Annotated in this window: 13 protein-coding genes; 8 read left to right on the top strand and 5 right to left on the bottom strand. The window is 63.2% G+C overall.

Annotation, left to right across the window (positions count from 1 at the left end; translation table 11 throughout):
- Positions 1 to 23 precede the first annotated feature (23 nt).
- From ACR652_RS10050 to ACR652_RS10040, 3 genes are read left to right on the top strand one after another with little or no spacing between them, the layout of a single operon-like run.
- Positions 24 to 1,016: an ABC transporter substrate-binding protein gene (locus ACR652_RS10050; protein ID WP_434506374.1), complete on the top strand. Its 993-nt coding sequence runs from the start codon at positions 24 to 26 to the stop codon at positions 1,014 to 1,016.
- Entirely contained in the window at positions 1,013 to 1,843 is an 831-nt protein-coding gene (locus ACR652_RS10045; RefSeq protein WP_434506373.1) for an ABC transporter ATP-binding protein, read from the top strand. Before ACR652_RS10050 ends, ACR652_RS10045 begins: the two co-directional genes overlap by 4 nt.
- Positions 1,840 to 2,616: an ABC transporter permease gene (locus ACR652_RS10040; RefSeq protein WP_434506372.1), complete on the top strand. Its 777-nt coding sequence runs from the start codon at positions 1,840 to 1,842 to the stop codon at positions 2,614 to 2,616. The genes ACR652_RS10045 and ACR652_RS10040 overlap by 4 nt, the downstream gene beginning before the upstream one ends.
- Before the next feature lie 67 nt (positions 2,617 to 2,683).
- Here ACR652_RS10040 and ACR652_RS10035 read toward each other — a convergent pair whose 3' ends face one another.
- Positions 2,684 to 4,081, bottom strand: coding sequence for a L,D-transpeptidase family protein (locus tag ACR652_RS10035; RefSeq protein WP_434506371.1), 1,398 nt, complete (start codon positions 4,079 to 4,081; stop codon positions 2,684 to 2,686).
- A 201-nt stretch (positions 4,082 to 4,282) separates the two neighbouring features.
- Between ACR652_RS10035 and ACR652_RS10030 the strand changes: the two genes are divergently transcribed.
- Both ACR652_RS10030 and ychF read left to right on the top strand, forming a co-directional pair.
- Positions 4,283 to 6,043 carry a di-heme-cytochrome C peroxidase gene (locus tag ACR652_RS10030; protein WP_434506370.1) on the top strand — a complete coding sequence of 587 codons (1,761 nt, stop codon included), beginning with the start codon at positions 4,283 to 4,285 and terminating at the stop codon, positions 6,041 to 6,043.
- A 224-nt stretch (positions 6,044 to 6,267) separates the two neighbouring features.
- Positions 6,268 to 7,365, top strand: coding sequence for a redox-regulated ATPase YchF (gene ychF, locus ACR652_RS10025; RefSeq protein WP_434506369.1), 1,098 nt, complete (start codon positions 6,268 to 6,270; stop codon positions 7,363 to 7,365).
- A gap of 73 nt (positions 7,366 to 7,438) precedes the next feature.
- Here ychF and ACR652_RS10020 read toward each other — a convergent pair whose 3' ends face one another.
- The 4 genes from ACR652_RS10020 to ACR652_RS10005 form a co-directional block, all read right to left on the bottom strand.
- Positions 7,439 to 8,218 (bottom strand): hypothetical protein, encoded by a 780-nt coding sequence (locus ACR652_RS10020; protein ID WP_434506368.1) that lies wholly within the window; start codon positions 8,216 to 8,218, stop codon positions 7,439 to 7,441.
- Between the two features lie 136 nt (positions 8,219 to 8,354).
- Positions 8,355 to 8,489, bottom strand: coding sequence for a hypothetical protein (locus ACR652_RS10015; RefSeq protein ID WP_434506367.1), 135 nt, complete (start codon positions 8,487 to 8,489; stop codon positions 8,355 to 8,357).
- A gap of 93 nt (positions 8,490 to 8,582) precedes the next feature.
- On the bottom strand, positions 8,583 to 9,053 hold the full coding sequence (locus ACR652_RS10010) for a DUF1643 domain-containing protein (protein WP_434506422.1): 471 nt from the start codon (positions 9,051 to 9,053) through the stop codon (positions 8,583 to 8,585).
- Between the two features lie 19 nt (positions 9,054 to 9,072).
- A complete protein-coding gene (locus ACR652_RS10005; protein ID WP_434506366.1) occupies positions 9,073 to 10,059 on the bottom strand; it encodes a GlxA family transcriptional regulator in 987 nt (328 codons plus the stop codon).
- A gap of 162 nt (positions 10,060 to 10,221) precedes the next feature.
- On the opposite strand from ACR652_RS10005, the gene amoC reads away from it, so the two are divergent.
- From amoC to ACR652_RS09990, 3 genes are all read left to right on the top strand, one after another.
- Positions 10,222 to 10,992, top strand: a complete 771-nt coding sequence (gene amoC, locus ACR652_RS10000; protein WP_434506365.1) for a bacterial ammonia monooxygenase, subunit AmoC — start codon at positions 10,222 to 10,224, stop codon at positions 10,990 to 10,992.
- Positions 10,993 to 11,201: 209 nt separating this feature from the next.
- On the top strand, positions 11,202 to 11,795 hold the full coding sequence (locus ACR652_RS09995; protein WP_434506364.1) for a TMEM175 family protein: 594 nt from the start codon (positions 11,202 to 11,204) through the stop codon (positions 11,793 to 11,795).
- 222 nt (positions 11,796 to 12,017) lie between these two features.
- Complete coding sequence (locus ACR652_RS09990; RefSeq protein WP_434506363.1) at positions 12,018 to 12,887, top strand: glutaminyl-peptide cyclotransferase; 870 nt, start codon at positions 12,018 to 12,020, stop codon at positions 12,885 to 12,887.
- Positions 12,888 to 12,946: the final 59 nt, after the last annotated feature.

The following is a 12,946-nucleotide window of genomic DNA, read 5'->3' as shown; positions in this document are numbered from 1 at the left end:
GTTTTATCGGAGCGCAGCCGCACATGCCGAGACGTTTCCCCGCTATCCTTTTCGCAGTCGTCGCCGCCCTGCCGGCCTTCGCCGCGGACAAGGTGACCTTCGCCACCAACTGGCGCGCCGAGGCCGAGCATGGCGGCTTCTATCAGGCCGTCGCTGACGGCACCTATGCGCGCCACGGGCTGGATGTGAAGATCGTGCAGGGCGGGCCGCAGGTGAACACGCAGATTCTGCTGGCTGCGGGGCGCGTCGATTTCGCCATGGGCGCGAATACGATCGAGATGCTGGAAGCCGTTCAGCAGAACGTACCGATCGTGGCGGTCGCGAGCATGTTCCAGATCGACCCCGTCATCTTCATGTCGCATCCGGGAGAAGGATTCGACCGCTTCGAGGATCTGCCAAAGGCGACCGCCTTCATCGCCGGCGCCGTTCGCGCCTCCGTCTGGCAGTGGCTCAAGAAGGCCTATGGCTTCCGGGACGAGAAGATCAAACCGTATGGCTTCAATTCGGCGCCCTTCATCGCGGACAAGAAGTCGATTCAGGAAGGGCTGCTGACGTCGGAGCCCTATGCGGTCGAGAAACAGGGCGGCTTCAAGCCCAATGTCTTTCTGCTCCACGATTACGGCTACGACAGCTACTCCACGACGATCCAGACGCGGGCCGACACGGTCGAAAAGAAACCCGATCTCGTCCAGCGTTTCGTCGACGCCTCGATCATCGGCTGGTATCATTACATGTATGGCGACAACGCCGCCGCCAACGCCGCCATCAAACGCGGCAATCCGGACATCACTGACGGCCAGATCGCTTTTTCCATCGAGAAAATGAAAGAGCGCGGCATCGTCGACTCCGGCGACTCCCTCACGCTCGGCGTCGGCGCCATGACCGACGCGCGCATGAAGAGCTTCTTCGACAAGATGGTCAAAGCCGGCGTCTCGCCCGCGGATCTGGATTACGGCAAGGGCTACACGCTGCGCTTCATCAACAGGAAGGTCGGCCTGGAGCTGCGCCCGCAATGAACCAGACGAGCGACGTCCTCGCGCATGACGCGAAGCCGGCGGATGTCTTCGCCGATGGTCCGCGCAGCGCCGCGCCGCGCCTGGTCTCCCTCAAGGGCGTCGGCAAGACCTTCCCCAACGGGGTGACGGCGCTTTCGGACTTGAACCTCGAAGTGCGCAAGGGCGAGACGCTGACGCTGCTCGGTCCCTCGGGCTGCGGCAAATCCACGGCGCTGCGGCTCATCGCCGGCCTGACCGAGCCCAGTGCCGGCGCCATTGATTGGGCGAACGCCTCGGCGCGCAGCAACATCGGCTTCGTCTTTCAGGAGCCGACGCTGCTGCCTTGGGCGACTGTCTTCGACAATGTCTACCTGCCGCTGCGCCTTGCTGGCCACAGCCGCGCCGAGGCGCGCGGCCAGATCATGGAGGCGCTGTCGCGCGTCGGCCTCGCCGATTTCGCCAAAGCGCTGCCGCGCGAACTCTCCGGCGGCATGAAGATGCGCTGCGCCATCGCGCGCGCCTTCATCACCCGCCCCGCGCTCGTGCTCATGGACGAGCCCTTTGCCGCGCTCGACGAAGTCACGCGCTTCAAGCTCAACGACGGTCTCGTCGCGCTGAAGGCGCATCTCGGCGCCACGATCGTCTTCGTCACCCATTCGATCTTCGAAAGCGCCTTTCTCTCCACCCGCATTCTCGTCATGTCGCGCGCGCAGGGCGCGCTCGTCGACGAGATGGAGATCGATCCGGCGATCGCGCGGGACGACGCGTTTCGCTTGAGCGAGACCTTCTCGAAGATCACGCGCCGCGCCTCGCACGCGCTGCACGCCGCGATGGGGGAACGGTCGTGAAACTGCGCGACGCGCTCGTGCCGCTGCTCGTGTTCGCCGCCGCGCTCGGCCTTTGGGAGTGGATCGTCGCGGTCAAGCAGATCCCCCCCTATGTGCTGCCTGCGCCATCTGCGATCTTCGCCAAGCTCGTCGAGGATCGCGCGCTGCTTTTTTCGTCGCTGCTGGTGACGCTCGGCGTGACGCTGAAGGCGCTGGCGGTCGCGACCCTCTGCGGCGTCGCGCTGGCGCTGCTGCTCGCCCAATCCAAGTGGCTGGAGCGGGCGCTGCTGCCTTTCGCCATCGTGCTGCAAGTGACGCCCGTCATCGCCATCGCGCCGCTGCTGCTCGTCTATATGAAGCCCGACAATGCGGTGCTGGTCTGCGCCTTTCTCGTCGCGTTCTTTCCGATCCTCTCGAACACGGCGCTTGGGCTCGCCTCGGTGGATCACGCGCTGCGCGATCTCTTCACGCTCTATCGCGCATCGCCCTGGCAAAGACTCGTGCATCTGCGCCTGCCGGCGGCGCTACCCCAGTTCCTCACGGGATTGCGCATCGGCGGCGGGCTTGCGCTGATCGGCGCCATTGTCGCGGAGCTGGCGGCGGGGGCGTCAGGACAGGGCGAAGGGCTCGCCTATCGTATCGTGGAGGCGGGCTTCCGGCTCGACATTCCGCGCATGTTCGCGGCGCTGGCGCTGATTTCGCTGACCGGGCTGGCGATCTATGGGGCGCTGTCGGCCCTCTCTTATTATCTGCTGCGCGGCTGGCATGAGAGCGCGCGGGAAAGCGCGGATTAGCCCCCTCCCCCGCTTCGCGGGAGAGGGAGCGGAGCGCCGCTCCCAGAAAGCGCCCCGAAGGGCCTTGCTACATCGGCTCCCCCGCGCCGCCGATTTCGTCGAGATGATAAACGTCGTCGCGGAAATGCACGGTTCCATCCGCCGACGCCCAGCCTGTCATGTAAACCCACACGACTGGGACAGGGCGCGCGAGTTTCACTTCCTCCCGCTCGCCGCTCGCGATCTTCAGTTCGATCTCTTCCTTCAGCAGCGCCGGCCCATTGGAGCCGTCGAGGATCCACGCCGCGAGATCGACGACGCCCTGAACGCGCACGCAGCCGTGCGACAGGAAGCGGTAATCATTGGCGAAGAGATTGCGCGACGGCGTGTCGTGCATATAGACCGAATGGGGATTTGGCATGGAAATGCGGATTGAGCCGAGCGAATTGCCGGCGCCGGAATCCTGCCGCAGCGTGTAGTTCACGGCGCGCTCGCTCGCCCAGTTGATGCTGCGCGGATCAATCTCCTCGCCCTTGTTGTTGAGCACGCGGATGCGCGAGCGCGTGAGATAGCCCGGGTCCTTGAGCATTTTCGGCGCGATCTCGTTCTTGATGATCGAGGTCGGCACCGTCCAGGTGGGATTGACGTTCACGGCGACGATCTTCGCCTGAACCTCCGGCGAATGATGCTCCGGATCGCCGACGATGGCCGCATAGCGCCGCACGACGCGGTCGTTTTCCACCGCGTCGACCGCCGTCGACGGAATATTGACGACGATGTAGCGCTCGCCGAAGGGGAAATCGACGCCCGCCAGACGCTGTGCGCTGGACGCGAGCTGGCGGAACCGCACATCGGCCGGCACATCCAGCGCGCGCAGCGTCGCGCCCGCGACAACGCCCGTCTGCTTCAGGCCCATGCGGAACTGGAAACGTTTCACCGCCGTCGTGAGCTGCGGGTCCCAGCTCTGTTTGCGCGTGTCGGTGAGCGTCTCGTCCTCGGCGGCGAGCCGGCGGCGCAATGCGACGACCGCCGGGCCTTTCGCGCCCGCGCGCAGCGGGACGCCCACGGTCGGCCAGCCGCCCAGGTCGACGATCTGCGCATAGCGCTCCGAGGCCTTGGAGGTGGTGAAAAAGGTCTCGGGCTGGAGAACAGGGGTCGGATCGTCGGAGAGCGCGGTCTCGCGCGGCGGCGCCGGGGGCTTCGGCTTGGGCTTCGGGCGCGGCGCGCTCGCCTCCGTCGCGGGCGCGGAAGGCGCGGATTCGGCCGGCGCAGGCGCCGTGGCGGGCGCCGGCGCGGGCGTAGGCGCCGGAGCTGGAGCGGCGGCGGGGGGCGGCGCAGCCGGCTGAGGCCCGGCGACCGGCGCCGGAGCAGGCGTGGCGGCAGGCGGCCCGCTCTGCGCCAGCAGGGGCGTCGTGCTGACAACAAGACCGACGGCAATCCCCGCGCCGAGGCGGCGCAAGCGACCGTTGAACATGACATTCGCCATTCTGAGCGCCACAAATTCCAATAAGCTCCGCCGCACAGACGGAAGCGTCGTTATGGCCGCGTTTTTCAACCGCATGCCCGCGAGGGTCAACTTAAATTGCAGACAGGCACGCGACGCCCAGTCTGCAAAGGCGTTTGGCGCCAGCGCGGCTTTCGGCTATCAATACCCGCATAAGCTATTGTTTTTTAATTGGAGAGAAACATGTTGGAACATACCGTAACCCCCTTCTCCGCCACGGCTTCTTTCGTTTCGGCCGCCCTCCTTGCGCTCGCGGTCGCGACGCCTTTGCGAGCGGAGGTGAAATACGCCAGCCAGGGCGCTCAATGGACGCCAGCGAGCCGCAGCGACTTCTACTCGCGCGATCAGGGCGCGCGCATCATGCCCTTCGCCTGGTTCAAGGCGCTGAAGCGCGCGGACGGCTCGGCTTTCCTCGACGACGGCTTGCGCCGCTACGGCTACCTGCCCAATCCCGACAGCCCGACGCCCGGCCTGCCGGTGGGCTTTCTCACGGCTTCGGAGAACAATGTCCGCACGCTGAGCATGACCTGCTCGGCCTGTCATACGCGGCAAATCGAGGTCGACGGCGTCTCCTGGCGCATCGACGGCGGCCCCGCGCTGACGGATTTTCAGTCTTTGCTCGTCGACATCGACAAATCGGTTGATGCGGTTCTCAAGAACGGCGCCGCCTTCGACGACTTCGCCAAGGCTGCCGGCGCCAATGGCGACGATGCGCGCAAGGCCCTGCGTGACGAGGTCGAAGCCTGGTTCACGCCCTATCACACGCTGATGAGCAAGGCCCTCCCCACGCCCGGCTGGGGCGTCGGCCGCGCGGACGCCGTGTCGATGATCTTCAACCGCGTCGCCGGCCTCGACATCGGCGAGCCGCCGACCCGCATCATCGAGGGCAATATCGCCCCCGCCAACGCGCCGGTGCGCTATCCCTTCGTCTGGAAGGCGCCTGTGCAGGACACGACGCAATGGCCGGGCTTCGCCCGCAATGGCGACGATATTCTGGGACTGGCGCGAAATGTCGGCGAGGTCTATGGCGTTTTCGGCGTCTATCACCCCACGAAATCCATCCTCCCGAACGTCACCAACTTCCTCAACGACTCCTCGCTGAATTTCGCCGGGCTTCAGCAGCTCGAGATCCTGCTCAAGCAGATCGAGCCGCCGAAATGGCCCTTTGCGCTCGACGCGGCGCTCGTGGCCAAGGGCGACGAAATCTTCCACCGCGATCCCAAGGACGGCGGCTGCGCCAAGGGCTGCCACGAGGTCACGACCGGCGCCGCGCGCGTCTGCAATCCGGACACCTGGCGCACGCCCATTCAGGACGTCGGCACCGACTCGAAGGAATATTCCGTGCTGGTCCGCGAGGCCGACACCGGCGTGCTGGAAGGCGCCTCGATCCCGCTGCTGCCCGACCTCGACAAGCCCTTGCAGCCGCGCGAGAAGATCATCTCCATTCTGGGCATGTCCGTCATCGGCTCGATCCTCGAGGCGCCGCTGCATTTCGGTCTGGACGTCTTCCGCCCGATCGCCGAAGAATGCCTGCCGCTGCGGCCCGCCCGGCCCACCGCGCTTCGCATGGCGCTGCTCGAAAAGCTGCGCGAGGGTCTGAAAAACACTTACAAGGAGCCCGGCGCAGCCCCCGCCTTCGCCTATGAATCGCGCGTGATGCAGGGGATCTGGGCTGTCGCCCCCTATCTCCACAACGGCTCGGTCCCGACTCTGGCCGATCTTCTGAAACCCGCCGCCGAGCGTCCGGCCTCGTTCAAGGTCGGACCCGCCTATGACGTGCAGAATGTCGGCCTCGCCAGCGAGCAGACGGGGCTCAACTCGACCTATACGGCTGACGATTGCTCGAAGCGGGATTCCGGCAACAGCCGTTGCGGCCACGAGTTTGGCGTCCGCCTCTCGCCGGAGGAGAAGAAGGCGCTGCTGGAATATCTGAAGAGCCTGTAAGGACGCGCGACGGAGGGGACGCAGGCGACGTTCCCTCCGTCGCCGCTGCCCCAGGGACTCAGCGCAAAGGGTCACCCGGCGTTTTGTAGGGGCGCGCGCCCCCCTTCCCTTTTGGCGCGCGGCGCCCCCTTGCCCTTTGGCGCCCGGCGCCCCCCTTGCCTTTTGGCGCGCGGCCCCGCATACCCCCCGCCAAAGACGCTCTCTCCAAGCAAAGCAGGACGGAAATGGGATTCAAATGCGGCATCGTCGGTCTGCCGAACGTCGGCAAATCGACCCTCTTCAACGCGCTCACGCAGACGGCTGCGGCGCAGGCCGCGAATTATCCTTTCTGCACCATCGAGCCGAATGTCGGCGAAGTGGCTGTCCCCGACCCGCGCCTCGACGAGCTCTCGAAGATCGCCGGCTCCAAGCAGATCATCCCGACGCGCCTGACCTTCGTCGACATCGCCGGCCTCGTGCGCGGCGCCTCCAAGGGCGAGGGGCTGGGCAATCAGTTTTTGGCCAATATTCGCGAATGCGACGCCATCGCCCATGTGGTCCGGTGCTTCGAGGATGGCGACGTGACCCATGTCGAGGGCGGCGTCGACCCCATTCGCGACATTGAGACCATCGAGACGGAACTGATGCTCTCCGATCTCGAAAGCCTCGAAAAGCGCGTGCTTCCTCTGGAGAAGAAGGCGAAGGGCGGCGACAAGGAGGCCAAGGAGCTTCTCGATCTGATGAACCGCTGCCTCGTGCTGCTGCGCGACGGCAAGCCGGCCCGCATGGCCAAAATCTCGGAAGATGAACGCGCCGCCTTCAACGGGCTCGGTCTCCTGTCCTCCAAGCCCGTCCTCTACGTCTGCAATGTGGAAGAGGAAGCCGCCTCCGACGGCAATGGCCAGTCCGCCAAGGTCGCCGCCCGCGCCGCCGAGGAAGGCGCGGCCTGCGTCGTCGTCTCGGCCAAGATCGAGAGCGAGATCGCGGTGATGCCGGCCGAGGAGCAGACGGATTTTCTCGAAGCCGTCGGTCTGACCGAGCCTGGCCTCAACCGCGTGATCCGCGCCGGCTACGAGCTGCTGCATCTCATCACTTATTTTACCGTCGGCCCGAAAGAGGCCCGCGCCTGGACCATCGAAAAAGGAACGCGCGCCCCACAGGCGGCGGGCGTCATCCACACGGATTTCGAAAAGGGCTTCATCCGCGCGGAGACCATCGCCTATGAGCATTACGTCGCGCACAAGGGCGAAGCAGGCGCAAGGGACGCTGGCCGGCTGAGACTGGAAGGCAAGGAGTACGTCGTCGCCGACGGCGACGTCATGCATTTCCGCTTCAACACCTGACGTAGCCCGCTTCTGGCGGGCGCGTTGGCTCTCCGCTGCTTCGGAGCGGGGAGCCGAAATGCTGCGCTTGCGCCTAAGGGTGTTCCGTCACGAATTTGCGAACATTTACCAGCGCGTCCTCGTGAATTTTCAGATCCCCTGAGAAGGGATCGCCAAAGAGATATATCAGATACAGGCTCATCGACAGCATCAGGGTGATCATCGCCGTCATGGCGAACTGGAACGCCTTTCGGTCGAGCGTAAAGAAGAATGTGAAGACGATCGTGATGCCACCGCCGAGAATGAGCACCAGCCATTCGACCGCGGGAATTTCGAAATTGGCGACGCGCGATCTTTCGCCACGGCTCTCCCGCCACGACAGCATCTCGGACAATATGTTCGGGTAGATGGCCTTCTGGTTCTCTGTTTCGGGCTCGATCGTCTTGATCACCTCCATCAGATCGAGAATGGCCTTCCCCGCCGGCGGGCTCATCTGGTTTTTCTCCATGAGCGTCCACTCATTCCTGATCACATCGTCGAGATAGCGCCGCGTGAGGTCCTTGATGTTCGCCTCCTGCCTGGGGAACTGGCTGGAGAGCGAATAGATGGTGAGAATGGATTTTGCCTCGGCGTCGACCGTCTTGTCCGCAGTCTGGAATCTCGACATGGCGTCGAAGACGATCAGACCGAGCAGCACGGCGTAAAAAGCGCCGACAGTCGAAAGATAATAGCCGCTCACTTCATGACAGTCCCTGATCGTGTCGGCGCCGAGCAAGCGCCTTAATCCGAGCTGTAGCGTGATGGCTGCGGCGATCGTCAGCGATATGAGAACCGCGCCGACGGGATAGTGGTCGATTGCCAGGTCGCCGAACATCTGACTTCCTTGTTTTCCAATGTTGCAGAAGACCGCCAGGAGGCCGTTCGGCTGTATCTTTTACACGACAGGAGAGAACAGCAAAAAGCCGCCGGGAGGCTGATCCGGCGGCTTTCTGGAAATAAACTTGCAAGAATTAGTCGCCGCCGAAGACGACGACCCCGGTCTGCTGATCAACCGTGTGCGCATGAGCCATGCCGATTCCAACGGCCGCAAACATCATCGTTCCAATGAGGGCGCCGATCAGCGTGGTGGTGAGCCTGGTCAACATATGGTCCTCCGTGTCTTGTCATGAGGAGAAGATACGCGCCGACCGCTCGACTGGATGTGCGGCGTCGCACATGCCGCCAGAGCGGGCAACAACTCAGGGAAACGGCTCGAACGCCTTGTCTCGCCTCACATAGAGAGGGTGACGCGGCGCCCCGCTTTTCGTCCTGCCAAGACACAGCAGAGCGGCCCCATGCGCACCCAGGACAGCAATCGCATGATCACACAGTGGACCGGGCGCATTTGCCCCCCAGGCGCAAATGATCGGAGCTTTGCTTGTCTGCGCAAGCAGCCGCAACGTCGCCTCGTTCTCCGGCCCGACCGGTTCGGGGGCGGCGGCGAGTTCGCTCGGATAGGGCGTACGATATGCGAAGAGATTCGCCACGACGACTCCGCCCCACCCTTCCCGTCGCGCGAAACCGATGCAACGGCGGATGGTTGGATCGTCCCTCGCGGCATCCGCGAAACCCGGATTGAGCATGACGAAGGCGAGCGGGGGTCGCGCCGCGCTCCACTCGCGCAGAAGCAGATAACGATACGCCCCGCAGGGAGACACGACGGCCTCCATCCTCACGGACGCGCCGCGATCAGGATTTGACGCCACGCCGCGCTTGCGACCAGGAGCGATAAGCGCCGGGAGTCATGCCCGCATAACGGCGAAACGCCCGCCGGAAACTGGTCTCGTCGGCAAAGCCCGAGGCCGAGGCCAGCTGCTTGACGGGGTTCTTCGTCGTTTCGAGCAGCATGCGCGCCGTTTCAAATCGCAGCCGGTCGATGAAGTGCTTGGGCGTTTCGCCTGTCGAGTCCTTCAAGCGGCGGTGCAGCGTTCGTTCCGAGACGCCGATGGCGCGCGCGAGTTGCGCGGAGGTGATCGGCCCGTCGCCAGCCTGTCGAACGATGTGCTCCGCCTCCAGCAGAAAAGAATTGGACGCCGTGACATAGCCGGGAGGAATATAGACGTTCTGCGTCGTCGGAACAGTGTCCACAACTGTAAAATCAGCCGCCTTCTTGGCCGCCTCGGCGCCGCAAAGGTTACGGATGACGTTGAAGGAGAGGTCGATCCAGGACATGGGGCCGCCGGCGGTGACCACGCGACCGTCCTCGATGAGAGCCGCGCCCCGCGCCGCGTCCGCGCGCGGATAACGCGCCTTCAATTCATCATGCCGCCACCATGTGGTGGTGCAGCGGCGTCCGTCGAGAAGCCCGGCTTCGCCGAGCAGAAACACGCCATTGCAGGAGGCGGCGAGGATGGCGCCGAGAGCGTGTTGCCGCCTGAGCCAACCAGCCGCGGCGCTGATCGCGGGCGTCGCAGGAATGGCGTGATCGCCGTCGCACAGAAAGGGCGGAACAATCACCGCCGCGCAATTGTCGAGCGTCGCGAAAGACGCGTCGACCGCATGGCTGCGCCCGAAGCCGTCGCGGATGGTCGCGCCGTCGTAGCTGACGGTGACGACACGGAAGGGCTCGGGCGCATCCTTCCTCTTCAACATGCGACGGCTGAGGAGAAGGAGATCAGCCGCGCCAATGAAACCAAGTCCCAGGCAGTCGTCATATCCCAGAATGGCGATGTCCATGGCGCGCTCCGTGATGGCGGAAACTGCATGCGTTTTGGCAGAACACTTGTCCAGTTTTGCGAGAGTAATGGCAAATCTGTCAGGCTGGCAAGGCCGCGCCGGCCCGTATTCTCAAGGACACGAAAGCGCAGACGCGTTTTCGAGATCCAATGGAGGAACAAGATGAGCGTATCGACACATAGCGCGGCGAGCGCCACGGCCGCCGAAAAGCCGATCGTCGATCTCAGGGGAATGTGGATCGGACTGGGGCTGCTGAACAGCTTCTATCTGATTGTCCGAATTTACGAGCAAATCTACGGCTGGCGGGCAGGTCTCGATTCCTTCGCGCCGGAGTTTCAGACCTACTGGATGTCGATCCTCTGGTCGGAGATCCCTCTCGAACTCATTACGGGACTGGCGCTTGCCGGCTATCTCTGGAAAACCCGCGTGCGCGACATGTCGGCCGTGACGCCGCGCGAGGAGATGCGCGCCATTGTTGATAATGTGAAGTGGCTCGTCTGCTACGCGGCCGCCATCTACTGGGGCGCCTCCTTCTTTACAGAGCAGGACGGCACCTGGCACATGACGGTCATCCGCGACACCGATTTCACGCCCTCGCATATTATCGAGTTCTACATGAGCTACCCGATCTACTCCATCCTCGCGGTCGGCTGCTTCTTCCACGCCAAGACGCGAATTCCCTATTTCTCGAAAGGCTATTCGCTCGCCTATCTCATCGTGTCGATCGGTCCGTTCATGATCATTCCGAATGTCGGTCTCAACGAATGGGGCCACACCTTCTGGTTCATGGAAGAACTTTTCGTCGCGCCGCTGCACTGGGGCTTCGTCTTCTTCGGGTGGATGGCGCTGGGCGTCTTCGGCGTCGTGCTCCAGCTCCTGCTGAATGTGCACCGGCTGCTCGGCAAGGAGGGCGTCGCGCTCCTGACTCAATAACACTGCACGGCCAAAAGGCCAGTTCAGTCACTGTCGAGCTCGCGCGCCTTCCGATCCCAGTCTGAAGGCGCGTTTTCCAGCATGGCCGTGAAATGGCTCTCGCAGCGGCGCTCGCCTATGTCTGTCCGGATCGGCGTCTGCTATAGACAGATCGGACACCGCAACCGGCGCCCCGCCGGGACGGCGACGCATGATGTCGAGGCGCCCTCATGGAGACCAATCGGCTGGAAGCGTTCAGTGACGGCGTTCTGGCGATCGTCATCACGATCATGGTTCTGGAACTCAAAGTTCCCGCCGGCGAAGACGTCACGGCCCTTCTCCCGCTATGGCCGGTATTCGTGAGCTATGTCCTTAGTTTCATCTATATCGGAATCTACTGGAACAATCATCACCATCTGATCAAGGCGGCCCGGCGCGTGAATGGCGCGGCCTTGTGGGCGAATCTTCATTTGCTGTTCTGGCTGTCGCTGTTGCCGTTTACAACCGGCTGGATGGGCGAGAACCATTTCGCGCGAGCCCCGATCTGTCTCTACGGCGCAAACCTCCTTGCCGCCGCCCTCGCCTACACCCTTCTGCAGGCTGTGCTGATACGGCTGCACGGCCCCGAGAGCCTTCTTGCGAGAGCCATCGGAAGAGATTTCAAGGGGAGAATCTCACCGGTTTTATACGCTCTCGGCATAGCGGCGGCCTGGCTCTTGTCCCCTCTTCTCGGCCTCGCGTTCTTTATTGGAGTTGCGTTGATATGGCTCGTGCCGGATCAACGGATCGAAAAGACGGTTGCGTCCATGAAAGACAGGCCCTGACGACGGGCGCTGAGCTCCGACGACAGGCGCGACACATCTGGTTCAGCGTGAAGGAGCCCCCCCCTGCCCACCGCGATGGCGTTACTACGAGTTACCTCATTTTCGATCATTTTTCATTTCAGGCAGGACGACGCTCGCGCTGGCGCATTTCACTTGCTTCACAAGCTTGACAAGGTCCCCCGTTGCGCTACGGCTTGACGCCTCTGACCTGGAGGTTTGACGATGCCCGCTCACATGAGGACGCTGTGCGCGCCCCGTCGAAACGTTCTTCTCGGCATGACCTCGGCGCTGGTCTCGGCGGGTCTAAGCCCTGAGCTCAGAGCCGGAACGAATTGGCCGCCTTCCGGTGGGCATGTCGAACTGACCCGCGAACGCGTCAAGCGACAGACGTCGATCCCTCTCTACCGTTACCGCGTTGCTCGGACCTATCCCCACGACCGCATGTCCTACACTGAGGGGCTGACGATGGTGGACGGGTCGATTTACGAGGGGACCGGTCTCTATGGGCAATCCAAATTGCTCCAGTGGGACCTCGAAACCGGCCGTGTTCTCAACCATCATGATCTCGATCCGCGATATTTTGGAGAAGGCGTGACGGTCCTGAATGGCGCCATCCACCAGATGACCTACATCGAAAACACGCGCTATACCTACGATCAGCGCACCTTCCGTCGCACGGGCGAATTCCGCTACGAGACTCAAGGGTGGGGATTGACCAATGACGGCGTCCATCTGATTTCCAGCAACGGTTCCTCGGCCATCATGTTCCGAGACGCCCAGACGTTCGACGTTGTCAGAGCTGTATATGTGACGGACGATATTGGGCCGGTCGGCTTTCTGAATGAACTCGAATATGTTGACGGCGCGATCTACGCCAATGTCTGGCAGACCGATTTCATTGCAAAGATCGATGCCGCGACCGGGAAAATCATCAGCTGGATCGATCTCGGCGGTCTGAACCCGAGCCCTTCGGTTCTGATCTATCCCTTCGTTCTCAACGGCGTCACCGTCAATACGCACACAGGCCGCCTGATCGTCACCGGCAAATGCTGGCCGCATCTTTACGAAATCGACCTGATCCGAATTCGATGACGCTGTTGCGTCACAGAGCCGTCTCTGCGAGCCCGCATGGTCATGTTTGCATGCGCCCG

The sequence above is a fragment of the Methylocystis sp. genome (genome assembly GCF_051061225.1).
In the GTDB taxonomy this organism is placed as follows: domain Bacteria; phylum Pseudomonadota; class Alphaproteobacteria; order Rhizobiales; family Beijerinckiaceae; genus Methylocystis.
Note: the sequence above shows the minus strand (reverse complement) of the source record. Positions and strands in the feature narration are given on the sequence as shown.